At 52.8% G+C, this 21,671-nt stretch carries 16 protein-coding genes and 5 pseudogenes; 16 read left to right on the top strand and 5 right to left on the bottom strand.

The window, feature by feature from the left end:
* The first annotated feature begins 242 nt into the window (after nucleotides 1-242).
* Complete coding sequence (locus A7J50_RS29620; protein ID WP_064455072.1) at nucleotides 243-1,748, top strand: hypothetical protein; 1,506 nt, start codon at nucleotides 243-245, stop codon at nucleotides 1,746-1,748.
* 55 nt (nucleotides 1,749-1,803) lie between these two features.
* Here the strand turns inward: A7J50_RS29620 and A7J50_RS29615 are convergent, their stop codons facing one another.
* On the bottom strand, nucleotides 1,804-2,280 hold the full coding sequence (locus A7J50_RS29615; RefSeq protein WP_064455071.1) for a CesT family type III secretion system chaperone: 477 nt from the start codon (nucleotides 2,278-2,280) through the stop codon (nucleotides 1,804-1,806).
* A 362-nt stretch (nucleotides 2,281-2,642) separates the two neighbouring features.
* On the opposite strand from A7J50_RS29615, the pseudogene A7J50_RS29610 reads away from it, so the two are divergent.
* Nucleotides 2,643-3,487: pseudogene (locus A7J50_RS29610) on the top strand (ABC transporter substrate-binding protein); the annotation flags it as partial.
* A gap of 442 nt (nucleotides 3,488-3,929) precedes the next feature.
* Nucleotides 3,930-4,830: pseudogene (locus tag A7J50_RS31155) on the top strand (IS3 family transposase); the annotation flags it as partial.
* Here A7J50_RS31155 and A7J50_RS31150 read toward each other — a convergent pair.
* Nucleotides 4,814-6,190 (bottom strand): IS30 family transposase, encoded by a 1,377-nt coding sequence (locus A7J50_RS31150; protein ID WP_082895877.1) that lies wholly within the window; start codon nucleotides 6,188-6,190, stop codon nucleotides 4,814-4,816. The pseudogene A7J50_RS31155 and the gene A7J50_RS31150 overlap by 17 nt on opposite strands.
* A 61-nt stretch (nucleotides 6,191-6,251) precedes the next feature.
* Here A7J50_RS31150 and A7J50_RS31495 point away from each other — a divergent pair.
* Nucleotides 6,252-6,536: pseudogene (locus tag A7J50_RS31495) on the top strand (integrase core domain-containing protein); the annotation flags it as partial.
* 150 nt (nucleotides 6,537-6,686) lie between these two features.
* The gene (locus A7J50_RS29595) at nucleotides 6,687-7,025 is read left to right on the top strand and encodes a hypothetical protein (RefSeq protein ID WP_064455070.1); all 339 of its coding nucleotides are present in this window, start codon (nucleotides 6,687-6,689) and stop codon (nucleotides 7,023-7,025) included.
* A gap of 167 nt (nucleotides 7,026-7,192) precedes the next feature.
* Here A7J50_RS29595 and A7J50_RS29590 read toward each other — a convergent pair whose 3' ends face one another.
* A complete protein-coding gene (locus tag A7J50_RS29590) occupies nucleotides 7,193-8,059 on the bottom strand; it encodes a replication initiation protein (RefSeq protein ID WP_064455069.1) in 867 nt (288 codons plus the stop codon).
* Nucleotides 8,060-9,161: 1,102 nt separating this feature from the next.
* On the opposite strand from A7J50_RS29590, the gene A7J50_RS29585 reads away from it, so the two are divergent.
* From A7J50_RS29585 to A7J50_RS29545, 8 genes are all read left to right on the top strand, one after another.
* Nucleotides 9,162-9,641 (top strand): hypothetical protein, encoded by a 480-nt coding sequence (locus A7J50_RS29585; RefSeq protein WP_064455068.1) that lies wholly within the window; start codon nucleotides 9,162-9,164, stop codon nucleotides 9,639-9,641.
* Between the two features lie 207 nt (nucleotides 9,642-9,848).
* The gene (locus A7J50_RS29580; protein WP_064455128.1) at nucleotides 9,849-10,982 is read left to right on the top strand and encodes a ParA family protein; all 1,134 of its coding nucleotides are present in this window, start codon (nucleotides 9,849-9,851) and stop codon (nucleotides 10,980-10,982) included.
* 175 nt (nucleotides 10,983-11,157) lie between these two features.
* Nucleotides 11,158-12,186 (top strand): ParB/RepB/Spo0J family partition protein, encoded by a 1,029-nt coding sequence (locus A7J50_RS29575; RefSeq protein WP_064455067.1) that lies wholly within the window; start codon nucleotides 11,158-11,160, stop codon nucleotides 12,184-12,186.
* 394 nt (nucleotides 12,187-12,580) lie between these two features.
* Complete coding sequence (locus tag A7J50_RS29570; RefSeq protein ID WP_064455066.1) at nucleotides 12,581-12,886, top strand: hypothetical protein; 306 nt, start codon at nucleotides 12,581-12,583, stop codon at nucleotides 12,884-12,886.
* A gap of 1,252 nt (nucleotides 12,887-14,138) precedes the next feature.
* Nucleotides 14,139-14,750, top strand: a complete 612-nt coding sequence (locus A7J50_RS31790) for a hypothetical protein (protein WP_208604485.1) — start codon at nucleotides 14,139-14,141, stop codon at nucleotides 14,748-14,750.
* A 451-nt stretch (nucleotides 14,751-15,201) separates the two neighbouring features.
* Nucleotides 15,202-15,441 (top strand): hypothetical protein, encoded by a 240-nt coding sequence (locus A7J50_RS31785; RefSeq protein WP_208604484.1) that lies wholly within the window; start codon nucleotides 15,202-15,204, stop codon nucleotides 15,439-15,441.
* Nucleotides 15,442-15,618: 177 nt separating this feature from the next.
* The gene (locus A7J50_RS29550; protein ID WP_064455064.1) at nucleotides 15,619-15,978 is read left to right on the top strand and encodes a histone-like nucleoid-structuring protein, MvaT/MvaU family; all 360 of its coding nucleotides are present in this window, start codon (nucleotides 15,619-15,621) and stop codon (nucleotides 15,976-15,978) included.
* A gap of 145 nt (nucleotides 15,979-16,123) precedes the next feature.
* Nucleotides 16,124-16,609 (top strand): hypothetical protein, encoded by a 486-nt coding sequence (locus tag A7J50_RS29545; protein WP_064455063.1) that lies wholly within the window; start codon nucleotides 16,124-16,126, stop codon nucleotides 16,607-16,609.
* A 243-nt stretch (nucleotides 16,610-16,852) separates the two neighbouring features.
* On the opposite strand, the gene A7J50_RS29540 is transcribed toward A7J50_RS29545, so the two are convergent.
* The gene (locus A7J50_RS29540; protein WP_237140933.1) at nucleotides 16,853-17,281 is read right to left on the bottom strand and encodes a hypothetical protein; all 429 of its coding nucleotides are present in this window, start codon (nucleotides 17,279-17,281) and stop codon (nucleotides 16,853-16,855) included.
* 125 nt (nucleotides 17,282-17,406) lie between these two features.
* Complete coding sequence (locus A7J50_RS29535; protein ID WP_064455062.1) at nucleotides 17,407-18,666, bottom strand: tyrosine-type recombinase/integrase; 1,260 nt, start codon at nucleotides 18,664-18,666, stop codon at nucleotides 17,407-17,409.
* A gap of 390 nt (nucleotides 18,667-19,056) precedes the next feature.
* On the opposite strand from A7J50_RS29535, the pseudogene A7J50_RS29520 reads away from it, so the two are divergent.
* The 3 genes and pseudogenes from A7J50_RS29520 to A7J50_RS29510 all read left to right on the top strand — a co-directional run.
* A pseudogene (locus tag A7J50_RS29520) lies at nucleotides 19,057-19,922 on the top strand (IS3 family transposase); the annotation flags it as partial.
* 64 nt (nucleotides 19,923-19,986) lie between these two features.
* Nucleotides 19,987-21,363, top strand: a complete 1,377-nt coding sequence (locus A7J50_RS29515; RefSeq protein WP_082895877.1) for an IS30 family transposase — start codon at nucleotides 19,987-19,989, stop codon at nucleotides 21,361-21,363.
* Nucleotides 21,362-21,658: pseudogene (locus A7J50_RS29510) on the top strand (IS3 family transposase); the annotation flags it as partial. The gene A7J50_RS29515 and the pseudogene A7J50_RS29510, both read left to right, overlap by 2 nt.
* Nucleotides 21,659-21,671 lie beyond the last annotated feature (13 nt).

Raw genomic sequence — 21,671 nt, 5'->3', positions numbered from 1 at the left:
GAGCAGACGCACACCGAAGCCCCTCGCACCTCTCGTTCTGAGCGTCACCGCGATACTTCGGTGGATGTCCTGTCGCTGCCAGCCGAAAGCCCACGCGCCCACCGCCACACCTCGCACGACCGCCACCCGATGATGACACCGGCCAGACGCGAGCGCCCGATACGTTCATTGCCACACTCAATAGCCGACCTGTGAGTTAACCCACACACGTTGGCTCCCAAACCCAAAGACGGAGTGACTTTATGGCCTTAACCACGCAACTTCTTCCATTGGCCGGCAGCCCGAGTCTTTACAACACCGGCGACCCCAACCACCGTGTGCCAATTCACAAAGTGCTCACCCACTCCGCTATCGCGTCCGTGAGCATCCGGCATCGGGACAGTGTAAAAAACGTTTCCCACCGGGAGATGGATGCGCTGCTGGTGGCCAACCAGGCGATCGAAGACACCTGGCAAATCCTCAATCGCGGCTCTGCCAACCAGCAGCGGCACCTGCTCAGCACCGAGGCGGATTCGTTCAAGCGTACGACGTTGCTGCGCGCCGAAAATGAACAGCATGGCAACGGCCCGGCCGACGCTGCACGCACCGCCGCGCGTTTTGCCGCAGGCAACTGTGGGGAAATGGCGGCCGTATGCGCCCTGCTCGCCACCAGTACGGGGATCAACCAACCCGTCTCGTTACTCAGTTCAACGGTGCACGACCATGCCGTCGCAGAAATCGGTGACCATCGCATCACCGATAAAACCATCATCGTCGATGCCTGGCCGGAATTCGGCCGCGCCATCCGTAGGAAAGACTTCACCCTGCTGGGTGAGCGCCCGAATATTCAGCACACCTACGCGCCGCAGCCCGCACAACCGCAGGAGCGCATGCGGTTGCTGTATGACGACAAAGTTTCCCAGAAGCAGATCGACACCGACTTCGCCACGCTTTATCCAAGGATGCCCAAGGACGGTAAAAAACTGCTGCAGGAACTGCAGCGCACCGCGCCCGGCTATGCGCAGCAACACGGGGCGAAAAACCTAAACGTGCGTTACCAGGGTGAAAACAGCCAGGGGATTTTCCGCCAGGTTGACCTTAACCTCACGGAATCGCAGTTCAAGCAACGCATGATCCAGTTGGGGCTGGACCCGAAAAGCGGAAAGCCAACCCCCGGCAACCGTCGCCCCCATAACTCGCCGATGGATGCCATGAAACGGGCCATTCGCAAGGTGCGCGCACGCACGGCCTCCATGAGTGCCGCCACGCAGCTTCCGATCACAGTGCCCTGGACTGCACCGCCGCGCCCAATGGCCGACGGCACGCGTTGGGCCGCGGAACAGCTACCACGTCCGTTCATCCCACCCATGCCCGCGGAATTTTCACGCCCGGGCATCCCGCCCATGACGACGGAATATGTGCGCCCGCGCTACACCTCGACAACGGCCGCCGACAGTGCACGCCGCCCTGCGCAACCCCGAGTACGTGCCCCTTTAGTCGACTCCCGCGGTCGTACCGCCGACACCGACATGCGAATGCCTCGGGAAGAGCGTCGGCGTGCGCCCTCGGCGGACCCGCGCCCCCGAGCGTCCACGGCCACTGCAGCCAGGGGCCGTGACGACTATCGCAGCGCAGTGCGGCCGCCGGCCGAGACTGCTCGCCATGCCTCGCGTGAGGGGCATCGCATGGCCACGGCGGCCCGGCGAGAGCATGCCGACTCATTTATCCTGACCATGCGCCGCTTCCCTACGCGTAATGACGGCTACTGATCGGCACTGAGCAAAAAAACACTCATCGAGTGGCTTTTTTTGCCCTCCGGCCCCTTCAGAGCCTCGGAGACGGGCGCTTGGCGCCACGCGGAAAACCGGCGCCGGCACGCGGGCCAGAGGGGCTCGTTGGTTCCTGCGGCCTTGCCAGCCAACCTGCGGTCTTTTGTGCCTGCTCCACGTAGCGCTCAAACAAGCGCTTCATCCCGTGGGTGTCGAGCATCAGGAAAGGCTGACGAGCCCACACCATGATCTTCCTCTGCTCCACAATCGCGCCCGTCAGAATCGGCGGGTGATCCAGCCCCAGCAGGTTGGTCTGCAGGAGGATCGCCAAGGTCTGCGGATCGTCGAAGCGCTCGGCGGAAATCGGCAGCAAACAACTGACGGTGAGAAAGTCGGGGGGCGATTCGCGCAGCTCAACCTTCAGGCCGCCTTCCAGGGTCATGACATAGTCGGGGCTTTCCTCCAGCCCACTGGCGTCGATTTTCATCAGTTGGAAAACCGGCTGCAGGATTTGTTTCAAGCGGCTTTGCATGGGGCAGGCACCTGGGTTGCGACAACGGCCTGTAACGGCGTATTTCGATAGGCAGTGAGTGGTTAAAGTACTGGTTGGGTTCCCGCTTTCCAGGGCTGCTCCCTTGCAGGCATACCTTTCACGCCCCGATAAATTCTTGACCCTCGCCCGCTTGCACGCCTAAGATGATATAAAAGAATAATAAAACAACATATAATGAAATGTTTTAATAATTTTTGTATAATCAAAAAGATTTTAAAAGCCGGTTCTTATGAGAATAACGTGAACTTCTCGCCGGCCCCTTCTCCAGGCGGACGTAGCCGAACCCCCATTCGATCTGGCTGGAGCCTGCCTCCCATGGTTTTTGTTCCCCCTTCAAACGCCTGCTCCTGGGCATCGCCCTGGCCGTCGGCTTGATCGGCACTGCACACGCCGCCGATCTGCAACCGCTGCGCGTGGCCGACCAGAAATCTACGATCAAGGCGTTGCTGGAAGCCTCGGGCGAAATCAAAAACGCGCCCTATCAAATCCAGTGGTCGGAGTTCCCTTCCGCCTCGCAGCTGGGCGAAGCCCTGAACGCCGGCGCGGTTGATATTAGCGCCCTCGGCGATGCACCGTATGTGTTCGCCTTGGGCGCCGGTGCCGCGCTCAAGGTGGTCAGCATCATCCACGCCGAAGGGCGTAACACCGCCGCCCTAGTTCTGCCCAAGGACTCGCCGATCAAGACGACCGCCGACCTCAAGGGCAAAAAAATCGTCACCGGGCGCGGCCCCATCGAGCACTGCCTGTGGCGATCAGGGCACTGGTCAGTGCGGGCTTGACGACCAAGGATGTGCAATTCATTTTTTTGCTGCCTGCCGATTCCCGGCTGGTATTCGATAACGGCACCGTAGATGCCTGGGCGACATAGGCCCCCTACACCACGGTGGTCACCTCACAAAGCCACGCCCAGGTTCTGGTCAGCGGTAAAGAGTTACTGAGCAATCATCTGTGCTTCGCCACCACCAGCCAGGCGATCGCCAACAAACGCCCGCAACTGAATGACTTCGTGGCCTGGGTCGATCGTGCCTATGGCTGGGCCAATACGCACCCGGACGAATACTCCGCCGCCCAAGCCAAGATCACCGGCCGGCCGTTGGCGGTGCGCCTGGAGGTGGCCAAAAACTCGCAACTGAACCCCGTGGTGATTGACGACAGCGTGATCAAGGGCCTGCAAGCCACTGCCAATATGGCACTTCTCATAATGGGGAGCGCTATGAACTGCACCTGTCCGAGGATTGCTTCTTCCAAGTATTGGCTTACCTCAAGCAGGAGCGGCGAACTCAGCATCTCTTTAGCGAGGATGCCCAGGATCTCGCGGATAACCTTGGCCTAATCGCAAAGGATGATTATTTCGGTGACGCTGGGAACCAATAGGTTCGGTGGCGGACCAGACGGGGTCGATGCGAACATTGCGTGAGTCACTGAAGCGCAGCATAGCCACTGAAAACTAAACGAACATGGCTCCCGTCGTCAGCGTTTGATCGAAGGTGTCAAAAGTATTGACTCGGTGCAGCGTTCTCACTCGCCAAAGATAGAACTAGCGCACCGTACCTTCCGTCAAAACTGTAGTGGTCTAATGAAACCGGACATCCTTTTAGGCGAGAATGCTCGCCAGATCGAGGTGTCAGATGACCAAACAACGCCGTACCTTTTCCGCTGAATTCAAACGCCAGGCTGCCGACCTCGTGCTCAAGCAAAACTACAGCTACATCGAAGCCAGTCGTTCACTGAGTGTTGGTGAGTCGGCGCGCGCAGCTGGGTCGACCAGCTTCAGCAAGAGCGCACCGGCGTCACGCCCCAGAGCAAGGCCCTGACACCAGAGCAGCAAAAAATCCGAGAGTTGGAAGCTCGGATTGCTCGCCTCGATCGCGAGAAATCAATACTAAAAAAGGCTACCGCGCTCTTGATGTCGGAAGATCTCGAGCGTAGGCGCTGATCAATCAGCTAAGCGTCCATGAGCCTGTTGACTGCTTGTGCGAGGCGTTTGAGGTCGCTCATTCGGGGTACTACGCGCATGGCTTAAGGCGGCGAACACCAGATGTTGAGCGGCTCAGGCCGCGTAGCCGAGTGAGCGAGTTGTTCACTCAGGACCGAAGTGCTCCCGGCAGTCGAAGCATCACGTTGATGATGCAAGATGAAGGTGAGCAAATTGGACGGTTTAAGTTACGCAGGCTGACACGTGAGCTGGAGTTGGTCAGCAGGCAGCTAGGATCACACGCCTATAAAAAGGCGATAGTAGAGCGGCCGGATATCCCAAATATATTGAACTGAGAATTTGATATCGAAGCGCCCAATCAGGTCTGGCGCGGCGACATCACCTACCCCTGGGCACAGGAGAAATGGCACTACCTTGCGGTTGTCATGGATCTTTACGCTCGTCGAGTGGTGGGCTGGGCGTTATCAGAAAAGCCGGATGCAGACTTGGTGATCAAAGCGTTGGACGTGGCTTAAGAGCAACGTGGCAAGCCGCATGGTTTGCTATTTCACTCAGACCAGAGGTCGCAAGGCGGATTCAACCGGTCGTCGCAACACTGGATTGTTGTACAGACTTTAAATACTCATTCAGTGCTTCGGCAGGTGTTTTCCAGCCTAGTGTTTTTCGAGGTCTAGTATTGAGTACGTGAGCTACCGCCTGTATTTCTTGGGCACTCCAACGAGAGAGGTCAGTGCCTTTCGGGAAGTATTGCCGTAGAAGGCCGTTCGTATTTTCGTTTGTGCCGCGCTGCCATGGACTATGTGGATCAGCAAAGAAAACCTTTACTCCGGACTCGATGGTAAACCGAGCGTGATCCGACAACTCCTTTCCACGATCCCAGGTCAAGGATCGCCACAGCTCGATGGGAAGATCAGTCACCGTCTTCTTCAATGCGTTGGCCATACTAACAGCCCCATAGCCAGCCAGCGCCGGGCCGTTCTTCGTGCGGGGGATTAGCCCATAACCTTTCTCGCGAGGCAGATGGACGAGCATGGTAAATCGAGTTGAGCGCTCGACCAGAGTTCCAATCGCAGAACGGTTCAGACCGATGATCAGGTCGCCCTCCCAATGCCCGGGTACAGCCCGATCTTCTACCTCAGCAGGACGACTGGAGATCATCACGTCCTCGCTGACGTGTGCCCACACTTTGGCCTGCGATCGGGCTCTCGGTACGCGTAACGCTCGTCCTGAGCGCAGGCAACTCACCAGTTCGCGCTTGAGAGCTCCTCGACCCTGAATGTAGAGCGCCTGATATATGGCTTCATGAGAGATACGCATGGATTCATCATCCGGAAAATCGATCTGGAGTCGGTTGGCAATTTGTTCAGGCGACCAGCCATTGACCCATTTACGGTCACTGCGATGCGGTTTATTTCGGCCTTTGAAGGGCGCTTGCCGAGGCCCAGAAATCTCACGACCATCGGCGTCTTGAACCTTGCCCTCAAGGCGGTCGCGTACGTACTGGTGCAGTCGCGGGTTAGTGACCAGTTTTGCTGGTTTCGGCCTCTTGGCCACCAGTTCTGCCTTCCATTGCGCTACTGACGCTCGATATTCAAGCCGACCGCAACGGGTAGCAGCATTTCGTGTCAGCTCCCGTGAAATTGTCGATGGGCTTCGTCCAAGGCGACGAGCGATCTCACGAACGCCAACACTTTGCGCTCGAAGCAGCCCAATCTCTTCTCTCTCTGCAAACGATAAGTATCGTCCTGATATGTGATTCGACATGAATAATGGCATCCCGCCTCGATGACGGAACCAGCGTGTACCTACCGCGGTTGATACGCCAACGGCATGTGCTGCCTTTTCGCTTGTGATGCCTGTTGCAATCTGCAGCCAAAATAGCCGTTCGATCTCATTACGAAGTGAGGGTGCACCTGGAGAACGCATCGCTCCCCGGCCCGTCAATTTTTGCATCCATCCTGCAGGTCGTCCCATAAACACCTCGATCAAGGTGTTGCGACGACCGGTTGAATCCGCCCAATATGGCAGCCGCAACTTTCGTCAGCGGCTGTGGCGTTATCGCATGCGTCAGAGTGTGAGCCGCCGAGGAAACTGCTGGGATAATGCGCCGATGGAGCGGGTTTTTCGTAGCTTGAAAACAGAGTGGATACCAACCACTGGCTACATGACCGGCCACCAGGCTCAGAGAGACATTAGCCAGTACCTGATGCATCACTACAACTGGATCCGACCTCATCAATTTAGCGATGGATTGGCCCCAGCAAAACGGAAGAAAAACTCAAAACCGTGTCCTGAATGAGTTGACCACTACAGGGCGGGTGGCCCAACCAAGGGGAAAAATCATGCTAGCTTTCATCCCCAGGCTTAAGTCGCACAAGGGCAGGCGAATTCTTGTTGGGATTTCCTGTAGAACTGGCAGGATGGGTTCATATCAAGAGAGCCGTAGTTTATGACAGCCATCCAACACATCCGCAACCAATCGGAGCCAGTCTGTAACGATCTTATTCAGATGATTCGACAAAGCATGATTCGCCGGCTCAAGCGCTTCGTTGTAGAACCCTATGACGATGGTGAGATTTGGGCGATCCAAACGGTTGCAATAGCGACACCTGATACAGAGGATGGGGATCATTTTCCGGTAGTGATTGCCAATCTGCACGACGATGACCAGGCGGCTATGTCCTTTGCCCTCAACGTCTTCGACGCCCTCAAAAACGCAGGTCGCGCATCAGGCGAGGATGTCTGTCTGTGGCGACGGAGCCTCTTCACTCTCGTACCAAACTACTGAGGCTGGCCGCGTCGAGTAGAAAAGAAAAACTGCCGGGAGGCGGTTTTTTTATTAACCTTATGGTCAAGAAAAGGTTGCCAGATTACGGCATCACTCATTCCACCTTTGACGAACAGTGTCGTGGGCAGCAATAAGCGCATGAAATGGTAGCCAGATGACGACACTGGCTACTCCGGTTGGTCGTGGTCTCCACCGGTAACCGCGAACAACAACCCGGGTTCTTGCGCCTCTGCTAGCTCTCCCAATGGCTGAGTCAGCAGCCATTCACTTTCTTCAGCAGGATCAAACTCAGGAAGCGGAGGAAGATCTTCAGGATCAAGCTCCAGATTGAGGGGGAGCTGTGCCAGATCACAAAAAGTGAATTTAATAGCGATCACTTTCCGCCCTTCCCTTCTCAATTCGTAGCTGACATCCAAATTGCTCTTTGTCCTGAGCTCTTCAACTGCCGGATCAATTACCCGCTGGCGGAGGTTGTTGAATCGCTGATACGCCTCTGACAAACCAAGGGCGACACGCAACGCTTCAACTTCGATGTAGGCCCACCCAGTTTTCCGAAACTGCATGAGCATCTCAAAAAGGCGGAAAGAATGGCTGGAGTCTAGGCAGGCGACACGCCGCAGATCGTAGCTGGTTACTTTGCTGTACAGCATTGTGAGATAGGGTATGACATGAATGGTGAAAGACAACTCAACGCGCCCTTCTCCATCAAGATATTTTGCCCGGTCGACCCAGCGCTTACGCTCCATGCCAGCCCCATCAAAGGTCTTGATGTCGCGCTCGTACAGCTCATCAGCGGCGACCTTCATTTGCTCATACGCATGCCTCAGCTGCACGCCGTAAATGTCCGAATAGTCTGCTGCAGAAACAGAGACCTTCTTAGGCATGGGTCTTCTTGGATCGAGCTTACTGATAGCCGCAAGGATCAACCGCTGCTCATTGAGAGTCAGCCGATACGATGCGGTGATTAGAGTATTGGATTTTGTGACGCGGAGAGGCTTAGGCTCCGCCTTGGAAGGTTTGGGTAAGTTGGACATAGTTGGCCCTACGGTTGATAACCGAACCCTACACAGAGAAACACCTGTAGTCGATAGCTTTAGAGTGACTTATCTCCAGAGCCCAATAGAACCGGGGCTTCTAGCTGGAGCAAAACTCATTAAGTCGCACTACAGTGAGCCCTGTAGTCGATAGTTGGCAGCCGTAATTTGTAGTCGATGCAAGGTTTGCCGGGTTTCCCAATAGCCGTAATTTGTAGTCGTTTGATTCCTGAATGGCTAATCAACAGCCGTAATCTGTAGTCGTTAGCTTGTTTTTTAACCGGAATCTCACGCAATCTATTGTCCTCGGTCAGCCGTAATCTGTAGTCGTATCGTTGTATTCCCTGGCAAATCGCAGCCGTAATCTGTAGTCGTATCGTTGTATTGCTTGGCAAATCTGAGCCGTAATCTGTAGTCGTATCGTTGTATTTCCTGGAAAATCGTAGCCGTAATCTGTAGTCGATAACTTCTGTGGTGGACACGATCCAAGCTCTCAACATTGTCCTGTCCAAAATCGGCCAGAAACCTTGCAAATCGTCAAGGCCGCTTCAAAAAATAAATAAAATTCATAAAAAACAGTAAGTTGGACGGACTTTTAAGCCGAAAAAGCTGGGAAAGTTAATTTCAGCGCCTAAATTGGTTTGAATTCGAGCCACTAAACTTCAGCCTCATGCTATGCGCCCAATCACCAAGCCGGAATCTGTAGTCGTTAGGTAGCGGCTAGGCGCGTAATGGGCCTGTGGATAACGGCCGGAATCTGTAGTCGTGTCAGCCGGAATCTGTAGTCGCGTCAGCCGGAATCCGTAGTCGCAATGCCGGAATCTGTAGTCGCAATACCGTAATTTGTAGTCGATGATCCTCTGGAGGCCACGTGGAATAAGGGCTCCAGCCTTCTAAAAACAAGAGAACAACAAGAGAAAAACAATTAAAAGGCTTTTAAAAGTAAAACGCTGATTAGCTGAACTTGAGAATTAGAGTACGAGACCGTTTTCGAACTCAAAAACTGCAGGCTTTTCAGACCATATTACGGTTCAAAAGCAGCACATTCTTCAGGAAGGGGAGTAGAAAATATTCCCAATCGAACATGACCTGGAGGAACCCAATGAATACTGCTGCTTTCGCGGGCGTAGCACCCTATCTGCTAAGCATGGCCGCTGTAGCGCCGGAGACAACAAGCCTAGCCGTTGGCCTTACAACGATCGTGGAGATACAGCAGAACTACACCATCATTGACAAGATCGGTACCTCATACACAGGTGGACCGGTGGTAAACCTTTCAGAGTGGGAGATCAATCTCGAGGGCATTACTGACATTCAGCTAGCTTTTAACTCCACAGGAGTCCTGGATGTAGCAACGGTGAAAGCGGACAAGCTACATCTTGAGGAGGTTCTTGAAGGTTTACGCAAAACCCTAAAGGTTGCCGGTGATGAGTCGAGCCTAGCGTCTGAAAATGTAGCCTTCATTTCCGGGACTACTGAGGTGATTGTTGAATCGCACCCACTGGATTCTCAGTTCACCGTGAACTACATCAGTGCGGATTTCAAACACGCTCGCACCGTAGCTCAGAAGCAATACGCCTGACCGAAATACAGATGCCCTTCCCTTTTTACCCAATGATCAATTCGGGTATGCCACTAAAAAAACTAAAATAAGCCGAATTTCTATCTCCCTTTAAGGGGTTAAAGTTCGGTTTTGTGGGCAAAAAAAAGCCTTCAACCGTGTTTTCTTCTTGAAAATGCAGCTTTAAGGATTATGATTAACCTGTATTCAACAAATGCAGGGATTTTCATGCAGCAGCCAAGCGAGCAGTTTGAAGAGGAATCGGTTTACTACACTGATTTCTCCACCCTCCTCTACCCACCCAAATTCGCTGCCGATTGCTTCGGGTTAACGACTCGTCGTCTACAAGATATTGAAGATGAAAACGGTCTTGAAATCCGCCGGATTGCGCGCGGAACTGTCCCAACTCGCGCTTACACGCTGAGTGACATCTTTGACATTGCTGCGATCCGCAGAACAAAGGGACAGGCAAAAGGGCTATCACGGCAGGTAGTTATTTCAACCTTTGTTCCAAAGGGCGGCACTGGTAAAACCACAGTGACGGTCAACCTTGCAATCTCCCTTCAGATGCAAGGCCTCCGAGTTCTTATCATCGATAATGACCCACAAGGTGATTCATCAAGTGAACTGGGGTATGACCCGGATCTGGCAAGATCTGACCTAGAGACTATGGGTATCCCACCAGACCGATATGTGGAAGGAAACTTTGGAAACCTGCTGAGCCCAGAACTCAGAAGTCGCCAATTTGAATCGTTGACCTTTGAGCAAGTTGTAAAAAAACCCTTCGGTGATAACGGTCCTCATCTTATCCCTGCTGACGCCTATCTTGAGGATTTGGTCGTCGCATTGGACTCAGAGAACAATATGGATTTTTGGTACGCAGATTGGTTAGAGCGTGCGAGGAATGGCGAAATTCTGGGCATTGATACGTCGACCTACGACGTCATTCTGTTTGATAACGCCCCTACTGCTTCTCGCCTCACTAAAAACTCGATCGTTGCAAGTGACTTCGTTATTTGCCCGGTCCGGATGGATAAATTTTCCTTCCGTGCACTCATGCGTTTGAATGAATGGATGGTTCGTTTTGCTAAGGCTTATCGTCGTTCTCCAGTGGTTCTGGCAATACCAACGATGTTCATCCGTAACCGTAAGCGCATTCTGAATAACCTAGTAGTCTTGAATGATCTGTTCCCTGGTCGGGTAGCTGACGAAAAGCTCTACTATTCAGAAGACTATGGTAAGGCGCTAGACCAAGGTGTTCCCCTTATTGTGTGGAAAGGTGCAACCAACAAGACCATTGATTCCATGCGATCTGTGTTCAGCGAGGTGCTTAAAAAGGTTCGCGATTTTGCATCCCAGTAAACGGTGCTCCGAGCACCACTGTAGATTTCAGGCAATTGGTGCTCGGAGCACCACCTGAAGTAACTAGGACAATGGTGCTCCGAGCACCATTTTTTTAAGGCGCGTTTCTGAATGGTGCTCTGAGCACCACCCGTACAGAAATTGCACAAGACCAAGGTTGATAGAAGGAGAAAAAATGGCTAAGTCAGAGGATTTCCCAGGGAACCCCAAAAAAGCGCCAACCTGGATGTCGGGCGTGAAACGGGCGCCTGCAGAATTGCCTGAACCGAATTTGAGAATTTCGGTAAAAGAGATGCTGGCTCAGAAACAGTCAGAAGCCGCTGAGGTTGGCCAGCTTGCGAAGCCGAGTGAAAGCACGGGTACCAGAAAAGGGCTTGCCAGTGATAGCAGTAACCAGGTGACGGAAAGTGGGGTAATCGCTGAGATTCCCACCGAGAAAATACGCGTATCACCATTTCAGCCGCGGCTCACTTTCAGCGAAAGCGCGATTGAAGAACTATCCGAGTCCATTGCATCTGTTGGGTTGGTCAAGCCAATCACCGTCCGCCCTTTAGGAGACGGCTCCTTTGAGCTGGTTGGTGGCGAGCGCAGATGGAGAGCACACAAACTACTCGGCCGGGAAACGATTACGTCACATGTGCGTGAAATGGATGACGCAATGGCGCAAATCCTCGCCCTGACAGACAACGAAGGGCAGGAAACGCTCACCGAATACGAACGGGGCAAGTCATATTCATCAATTCTAGCTTCCAAGGGTGAGCGTTCGATTCGAGGTCTTGCTAGGCGAGTAGGGGTGAACCACTCGGTAATTAGTAGGTGTCTACTACTCATGGATCTCCCAAAGGAAGTACGTCAGATGCTGGACGAAATTCCATCACTGATAGGTGGAAAATGGGCGAAAGACTTCGTTCAGTTCAGCAGTACTGCTCCGGCGTTACTTTTGAAAGCTGTAACGTCTATGCGTGAGCATAAATGGACGCAGGAACATGCGTTGCGATGGGTAGCAAAGGAAATAGCGTCGCAAAATCAGAAAGGCCCCACCGACAAGTTCACCGATGTTGAGATCAGTGGAATAGGTCGTGTCCGCGTAGATGGAAAGAAGGTGGAACTACGGTGTGAGAAATCCGTAGACGCGAAACGCCTGGCAGAACAATTTGAAGCATTTCTGAAAGGAATCGATCGCTCTCTAATTTCTGGCGAATGATAATCATTATTTATGTTACTAAATATTTCAGACGCGAATCTGGTTAGAAAACATGAACACGAAGGCTAAGTGCCATGACAGAATATGGTTTTTAAGATTTCGAGATAGGGATATATGGCAACCGCAGTCGCGCAACCAAAACACAGTGTGGTGCAACGGCAAACACGATTCACCACCTTCACACGGCTTCCAAAGATAGAGCCTGAGCATTTGCTCGGCCTGAGCCGTATCGAGCTGTTTTCAGTGATAGCCGAGCACTGGCTTAAGTGCTCGGCCCCAGCACGGATTCACATGCTGAGCAGCGAAGACAGGTTCATCCGAAATGAGGCGCGGGCCCAGAACAAAGCACTTAGTGTCACGCAAATTTGCGTTGAACAAACGCCAGGGGTTATCTATGAGCACTTCAACCAAACACAGCATCTCACTGGCTTATGAGCACGACGGGGAAGCTCGGCAAGCCTACGCCGAGGTGTCCCTTTCGAAGATTTGTATTATCTTCGCCGGGCTACCGAGCATGAAGTTCCAGGTCTCGCTGCTGAATCCGATGCAGGTCATACTGGAACTGCCTACAGACCGGAAGGGCAAGAAGCCTAAGGTGTCTTGTGATATTTCCTCGATCCCAGAGCTGGAAGTGGCGCTGGGTGAGGTGAGTAGGCAGGGCTGGCTTGACCCGAAGGTTGTGGTGAGTGACTGTGCGTAGGTAGGTGCAGTATCAGCTTTGAATTATCTTTGCTGTGTGTAGATATTGTTGCCAGGGATCGGACCCCGTGTAGGATAAGCCGACAGTCCCAAGCCCAGCCCAAGGTGTGCAATGCTGCATAAGGGATCACCTTAGCATCGCGGCTAATAACCGTGGTAATGACCTATGCTTTTGATAGCAAGGCCGCTTTGGACCCATTTGATGGATCAAAATACCGACGGTCTGAGCAAATTGAAAAGCGTCAAATTAATGAAACTTGTCAAGGCTTAATCGGTCTGTAAAGCCCTAACGTTTGCTGTAGGCATGGCCCTAGCTTATGCTGTGCTATGAGACAACTTTTTATAGGTGTTGCCGTTCTGAAATCCTTTTGCTGGCTGAAATGACGAACTTTTGACGCCGTATTTAGTGATATTCAGGACTGTATATTTATACACCATCTAGCATTCAGCCTTTGCCTTGACAGAAAATACTGAGATTCAGCCATGATCACAAAGATTCCGCCTCATGTAGTCAGAAGCTTTCCCTATTGGGAGACTCCACCGGAGCCGGGCCAGGATTTACATGAACTGAAATGGGGTGTCATGGAAGTCCTTTCAGATAAATCGCTTAGATTTGTTGATACAAAGCCAGATCAAGAGGCGCTCGAGGAACTAATAAGCCAACTGCAAGATAAGGTATAAAATTTATCTAGAGTTTTGTCCTGGTATTCTGGCGGTCACGATCCCTGCTTAAAACAGCAGGGTTTTTTTTGTCTAGAAAGTGACGCTCCACTGAAAATGACGCTGCTCAAATTCTGACGCGAAAACTGCCTGAAAAAGCGTCAATTCGATTTTGACTCGGTTTATCGTTTCTTGATAGAACATGGAACGAGAAGCTGCATATGCAAACCTATGATCTGGAGTTTCACGAATACACCCAGCTTTTTCCGCTCATCATTGGTGATGAGTACCAGGCCCTGCTTGATGACATCGATACAAACGGGTAGCGCGAGCCGATCGTTCTGTATGAAGGGAAGATCCTTGATGGACGTAATCGATACCGAGTTTGCAAAGATCTGCTCCTCGAACCCTTGCAAGAGGAGTACAGAGGAGATGATGCCCTGGGGTACGTCCTCTCCCTAAACCTGTATCGCAGGCAGCTCACGATTGCACAGCGGGCACTGATCGCTGCAGAGCTGTCCTCCCTACGAGGGAGCAGTGCTGTAACGGTTGATCTGGAGAATGCCGCCGGGCAAAAGTTGGAAGCGGCTAAAATGGCCATTGAGCAGGCAGCGAAGGTATTGGGTATCAGTCCACGCTCGGTGTCATCAGCCTGTAAAGTTGTCCGTGACGGTACCCACGAGTTACCGGATGCAGTCAAGGCCGGCAAAGTCAGCGTCTCCGCGGCTGAACAGGTAGCGAAGCTGAATAAAGAGACACAGAAAGAGCTATGTAGTCGCGGGCCTAAGGCCATTCGTAGAGCAGCTAAAGACAAGAGAGAGGAGGGGAGGCCAACATCTGGTACACCCAAAAATGCCAACCCGCAATCAGAGAACGCGGGAAGCTTGCCTCCTTCTGTACCACTTGAAGACGAAGAAGATGTGGAGCCTACATCGGATACTCCTCAAAAACTGGTTGGAGCTGTTGAGCAGGAATCGGATGTTTTTTATATGTTTGGAAGAAAACCTGCAGCTCAACTGCTTTTCGAAATGGCAGATGCTAGCATGCAATTTGGTAGAGAAGCAGATGGTGTAGCAGACGACATCATGAACGAGGTTGAGGAAGGCTTAGATCTTCAGTTCTTGGCTTTTGTCGTGGATGTAGCGAAAAGACTGGAACTCCGAGTGAAGGCCAAAATGCAATCCAAATACTCCGTAGAAGCGTGAGGGTTGGGATTTCCTGGTCGGGTGTTTTGATGGATAAAAGCCCGCACTGAAAGGAATACCCACATGCAAACGTCCCAGGACGAAACCGTTATGGATTTTGGCCCTAACCTCTTCGGTGGGGATAGCAGCAATGAGTCAGGATTTGACGTCGACGATGCAGATTCAAGAAACGTAAGTCCAATAGGCGACGTGCGCTCTCTTCAGACACTGCAGAATAGCGATGAAGATATCTCGGGACAGAATCCCGATCGCCTAGCTGGTGCTGAAAACTCTCCATCGAGCACCGATGATGGCTCTGGAGCAAAGACTGACCAGGCAGCGGCTCAGACCAGGGACATAAGAGTTAGGCCCAAAAGCGTTAGCTAGTACAAAAGCAGCCGTAAAGATTCTCAGCAGCATCACCGGTTTTGACGAGCAAAGTGACACTCAGCGCAGCGTTGTTAGAGAACTGATGTTGAAGCAATCACAGGCGATGGAATTTAAACTTCAGGGAGTAAAACCTCCGGAGGGTCAGGATTTCGACTCCATCGCCAAGCAGCTCCGTCGAGAGAATAATCGCCTAGACACTCTGCTTGAAGGTAAGGAAATACTGTTTGGTAAGGCTCGAAAAGCTGCAGAAGCCGCCATCGAGAATATGCAGTGCGTGATTGTCGAAATTAACCGTTTGGAGGAAGAGGGTCAACTCTCTTGAACAGCATGGAAAATAAATTGAGCGCCAATATTCAGTTCTACGCTTTCTGGCCTTGCGCTGGCTTCCTCGCAGGCTATGCATTCCTTTCATCGGTAGGCATGATCTAAACCAGACTTGCCAAGCTTCCCTGCAGCCCCATCAAGGCTCAATGATATAAACCTAACCCAAGGAGACAAGATGTCCCTGATTAACGAGTACCGCGCAACTGAGGAAGCCATCAAGGAGCTTCAGGTACGGTTGGAAAAGCTGAGCGGTAATGAATCCCTTGTGAAAGAAATGGAGTTCGAGAAAAAGCTCCGCGTCTTAATGTCGGAGTATGGGAAACACCTGGGTGAGATCATTGCGATTCTTGACCCAGACTACCGTAAAAAGGAAGGCCTCGAGCCGGCCAAGACTCGTGCTCCACGAGTAGTCAAAATCTACCGAAACCCAAACACCGGTGAGCTTGTTGAGACCAAGGGCGGCAACCACAAAGCGCTGAAGGAGTGGAAGAAGGAATATGGCCAAGACGCAGTGGAATCTTGGCGGACCCAGTGATTCGCGAGCTCACGATGATGCTCAAGATCAAGGCCGGTTACCCCGGCCTTTTTTTTATGCGGTTGGTTTGCGAACCTAAAGCTTGGGTTTTGAGAATTGAATGAGAACGTGAAATGGAGGTAAATAACTATCAACGGAGGATCAAATGAATATGAATGAGAACGTCGATGAGCGCCTGGTGGCAGCCGTCATGGATGACACGCAATCAGATATCAACATTGCCCGTATTGCAGTTGAGAAGATCCGGCAGGGTGCTGAAAGTATAGCCGCCGGCATCCACGGCCGCAGTCATGTGAAGGCGGCCTTCGAGCATCATGACGGCACACCAATGTTGCCTGAAGAAGTTTTGGCTCACCAATGCGCCCATGCTGCGAGCATTGGAAAATCGCTCGGCCAGGAATTTCTGCAAAAGGCCCCGCCAGCTCTCCTCGAGCAGTTTTCTACTGTGGCTGGGAACCGTAACGTCGCTGACAGCGGGGCAATGCTGGCAGGCTTGCTTCACGGGTTTATGATTGCATTCGCCACCAAGGAAACGGAGGAGCGAGCACTGAAAGCGATGTTGGAGGTTGCCCGGATCTGCCACGAAGCAAACGATGTTCGTGGCACTTCTTTCGGCCAACCTTGCGACTGATGATGTCGCCGGCCCGGGCCAAAACCAGGTGAGAAACGGCTATCAGCACACACTGATGGCCGTTTTTTTTCGAATCGCCGCCTGTTCCTAGTGGTGTACCTGAGCGCTTTATAATAGTACTCAGGGGTGTTATTTAGATCTGATAAAAGCGTCCAAATTTGGCATAACATTGGCATCGAGGTGATCCTGCATTCGCTGGCTCAGATGATGCTCATTTGGAATATCAATGCCCTGTTGGCTCGCTCATCCGCGCAAAATGCCCAGAAAAACCATGCTGACGGTGTGGCCATCCTCAATGTACTGGAGCAGGAAAGCCTTTAGCCTCCCTCGGCCTTCATCGGAATGCAGGTCAAAACCGCCCGGCACATCATTTAGCCGATGCGCAATGATGTTCCGGTTCTGGAGGTAGCGCTCCAACTTCTCGTCGAAGGTGGGATGCAGATCAACCCGTTCCCTCAGCGCTTTGAGCAGTCGTCCCAAAGTGGCTTTTGAGTGTCGCTCAAGCAGGAGCTGAAGCTGTTCCACAGTTTGCAGTGGCTCGCCGTGCAAAGGAAACGTAAGGCAACTGCTCAACAGGTGCTCAAAACTCTGCCCGGCGATCACCGCAAGCCCTAGCGTCTTCAACACATCGTCCTGTATAGGCTTGTAGCCTGATTGCGCTTCACTTTTCATAATCAGAGATACCCTGGGGGGCCGCAATCGTTTGAATGACCGGCGACGTCCAGGCCGACCTTAAGGTGACGGCGCGGCTTGAGCGTAGCCGGTTGAAGTTCCCTGCAAACATCTTCAGCGCCTCCTCAAGCTGCTGGCTGTACATTGGCCATGTCAGACCCATTACCTTGGGAAACCTCTAAAGCCAGATCGGACACCTCACCTCGTACCTGGGGAGCATTGGCGGCAAGGAAATCTCCCCAATCCTTCATCAGCACTCGTCGTTTATCCAGCAAGTCCCCGCGGTTATATGCTGCTTCAACTTTACTGTTGAGAGTGTGCGCGAGAGCCATTTCACAAACTTCTCGCTGGTGATCGGTTTCTTCCGCGGCCCACGTCCGAAAAGACGATCGGAACCCATGCGGAACAACGCCATCAACTTGAAGCTGATCAAGCACTCTGGCCATCGAGTTGCCGGGAATAGGGCCTGTTCGCCAGGAATTGAGAAATACCCATTTGTCATGCTTTCCGATCTGCTGCCGCAGCACGTCCAGCATCTGGTCCGTAAGGGGTATACGGTGAGCCTTACCCGCTTTCATGCGCTCCGGCGGGATACGCCAGATTTTCATCTCCCAATCAATCTCAGGCCACTGGGCTCCACTGACCTCCTGATTTCGAGTTATGCTCAAGATAGCCAATTCAACAGCACGAGCTGCAGACCCATCCAGGGAGTCGAGCCTGGCCAACAGCTCAGCTGTGCGTGAAGGTGTTGGAGACGGGAAGGGGACTACCGTATGTGACTGCTTCGGCAAGAGTTTGTCGAGATGACCGCGCCACCGTGCGGGGTTTTCCCCCTGCCGAAGGTTGAGTGCTTTGGCCGCATCGAGCACGAGCTCGATGCGATTCCGGACGCGGTTCGCTGTAACAGGGATCTTGCTCCAGATCGGTGTCAACACATCCAATACATCGTCCGTGTCGACTTCCGATATGCGAAAGCCGCCTATGTAAGGGTAGACATGTTTCGTGAGCGAGTTTTGCCATTGTTGATGATGCTTCTTAGACCAGCTCGACGAATGGGTGCTGATGTACCTTTCTGCTGAAGCCCGAAAAGTCTGGCTAGTAGCGGTTCGCGAGGCTTTGGTGGCTTTGAGCTTCGCTCGCTCAGCTGCTGGGTCTGTGCCACGTGCGATATCAAGTCGGTACTTGTCAGCCTCTAATCGTGCATCTCTGAGACTCAATGCTGGGAATTTTCCCAGGGAGAGATCGTGACGTTGTCTCGCCAGCATGTAGCGAAAGACCCAACTTTTTCGCAGGGTAGCTGAAACGCGAAGAATCAACCCTCGACCGTCCTGGTAGGAGCCGGGCTGGTCGACGTCCTTGACGAACTTAGGAGTTAGTTTGCTCATGAAGTGCCTTTGGTCACTTGTCGACTCTTTTTGTCCGCCGGCGCCTGATCCTCAAAAGCGAGGGAAATTTTCTCCGGAGGTACGAGGTGTAAGCAAGCAAGCTCGTAGCCCGCGTCTGAAAAGAGATGTAATCCGGAACGATCCACAGCGAGAACAGATATCGCTCCAGGTTCGTTATCTAGCTCCTGTCCAAGCCAGTTACTCAGGGCGTCTTCTACCGCATGCATAGTGCCGAAGAAATAGACCCTCTCTGTTACCTCACCGATCAAAACAGAGCGCGGGCCAATCATCGGCCGTAAACCCTCTCTCATAATCGAATCGAGATTCCTGAATCGCCCCTAGTTTCGTAGACACCTCCAAGCCTTAAAATGAGGCCCATTAGGAGGTGCCATGAGCAACCAGCGATATCCCGAAGAATTCAAAATCCAGGCGGTCAAGCAAGTGACCGAAAAGCAGCTTCCTGTCTCGGAGGTGGCTGCACGATTGGGTGTGTCCGTGCACAGCCTCTATGCCTGGGTTAAGCGCTACACCAAGCCCCAGGAACAGCGCGTTGAGGAGGATGATCAGAGCGCTGAGGTTCGTCGTCTACGTGCCGAGCTGAAACGGGTGACGGAGGAGCGAGACATCTTAAAAAAGGCCGCCGCGTACTTTGCCAAGGAGTGCGGCTGAAGTACGCCTTTATTAAGCAGCAAGCGGGTCATTACGCGATTCGACGGCTTTGCCTGACGCTCAAGGTTCATCCCAGCGGCTACTACGCGTGGCTATCAGAACCAAAATCTGCGCGAGCCAAGGACGATCAGCGACTGCTTGGACTGATCAAACACTCCTGGTTGGAAAGCGGTGGTGTTTATGGCTATCGCAAGATCCATGATGACCTGCGAGAGGTTGGTGAGAGCTGTGGCCGTCACCGGGTAGCTAGGTTGATGCGCCTTGAAGGTTTACGTTCTCAGACTGGGTATCGACGGAGGCCGGGAAAATATGGCGGTAAACCAGCCGTTGCCTCACCGAACTTACTGAAGCGCCAATTCGATGTCAGAGAACCCAACAAAGTCTGGGTCACAGACATTACCTACATCCGAACATATGAAGGCTGGCTGTATTTGGCCGTGGTGCTCGATCTGTTTTCACGCCAGATCATTGGTTGGTCAATGAAGTCGCAGATGACCAGCGACGTAGCCATTGATGCACTGCTGATGGCGGTTTGGAGACGTAAGCCGAAGCAAGAGGTGATGATCCACTCGGATCAAGGCAGTCAGGGCGGATTCAACCGGTCGTCGCAACACCTTGATCGAGGTGTTTATGGGACGACCTGCAGGATGGATGCAAAAATTGACGGGCCGGGGAGCGATGCGTTCTCCAGGTGCACCCTCACTTCGTAATGAGATCGAACGGCTATTTTGGCTGCAGATTGCAACAGGCATCACAAGCGAAAAGGCAGCACATGCCGTTGGCGTATCAACCGCGGTAGGTACACGCTGGTTCCGTCATCGAGGCGGGATGCCATTATTCATGTCGAATCACATATCAGGACGATACTTATCGTTTGCAGAGAGAGAAGAGATTGGGCTGCTTCGAGCGCAAAGTGTTGGCGTTCGTGAGATCGCTCGTCGCCTTGGACGAAGCCCATCGACAATTTCACGGGAGCTGACACGAAATGCTGCTACCCGTTGCGGTCGGCTTGAATATCGAGCGTCAGTAGCGCAATGGAAGGCAGAACTGGTGGCCAAGAGGCCGAAACCAGCAAAACTGGTCACTAACCCGCGACTGCACCAGTACGTACGCGACCGCCTTGAGGGCAAGGTTCAAGACGCCGATGGTCGTGAGATTTCTGGGCCTCGGCAAGCGCCCTTCAAAGGCCGAAATAAACCGCATCGCAGTGACCGTAAATGGGTCAATGGCTGGTCGCCTGAACAAATTGCCAACCGACTCCAGATCGATTTTCCGGATGATGAATCCATGCGTATCTCTCATGAAGCCATATATCAGGCGCTCTACATTCAGGGTCGAGGAGCTCTCAAGCGCGAACTGGTGAGTTGCCTGCGCTCAGGACGAGCGTTACGCGTACCGAGAGCCCGATCGCAGGCCAAAGTGTGGGCACACGTCAGCGAGGACGTGATGATCTCCAGTCGTCCTGCTGAGGTAGAAGATCGGGCTGTACCCGGGCATTGGGAGGGCGACCTGATCATCGGTCTGAACCGTTCTGCGATTGGAACTCTGGTCGAGCGCTCAACTCGATTTACCATGCTCGTCCATCTGCCTCGCGAGAAAGGTTATGGGCTAATCCCCCGCACGAAGAACGGCCCGGCGCTGGCTGGCTATGGGGCTGTTAGTATGGCCAACGCATTGAAGAAGACGGTGACTGATCTTCCCATCGAGCTGTGGCGATCCTTGACCTGGGATCGTGGAAAGGAGTTGTCGGATCACGCTCGGTTTACCATCGAGTCCGGAGTAAAGGTTTTCTTTGCTGATCCACATAGTCCATGGCAGCGCGGCACAAACGAAAATACGAACGGCCTTCTACGGCAATACTTCCCGAAAGGCACTGACCTCTCTCGTTGGAGTGCCCAAGAAATACAGGCGGTAGCTCACGTACTCAATACTAGACCTCGAAAAACACTAGGCTGGAAAACACCTGCCGAAGCACTGAATGAGTATTTAAAGTCTGTACAACAATCCAGTGTTGCGACGACCGGTTGAATCCGCCCAGTACAGCAGCTCAGACTGGCGAAGCTTCTTGAAAGCTAACAACCTGGTGGCCAGCATGAGTCGTCGAGGTAACTGCCACGACAACGCTGTGGCGGAGAGCTTTTTCCAGCTGCTAAAGCGGGAGCGGATCAAGCGTAAAATCTACACTACACGCCAGGATGCTCGGGATGATGTGTTCGATTACATCGAGATGTTTTACAACCCAAAACGACGCCACAGTTTCAACAATCAGCTGTCACCGGTAGAGTTTGAAAAGCGTTACGCAGCGAGCCTGGAGAGTGTCTAGGAAACCCGGGGCG

Source organism: Pseudomonas antarctica (assembly GCF_001647715.1).
Taxonomy (GTDB): Bacteria; Pseudomonadota; Gammaproteobacteria; order Pseudomonadales; family Pseudomonadaceae; genus Aquipseudomonas; species Aquipseudomonas antarctica_A.
The sequence above is the reverse complement of the archived record's forward strand: the minus strand, read 5'-3'. Positions and strand labels throughout refer to the sequence as shown.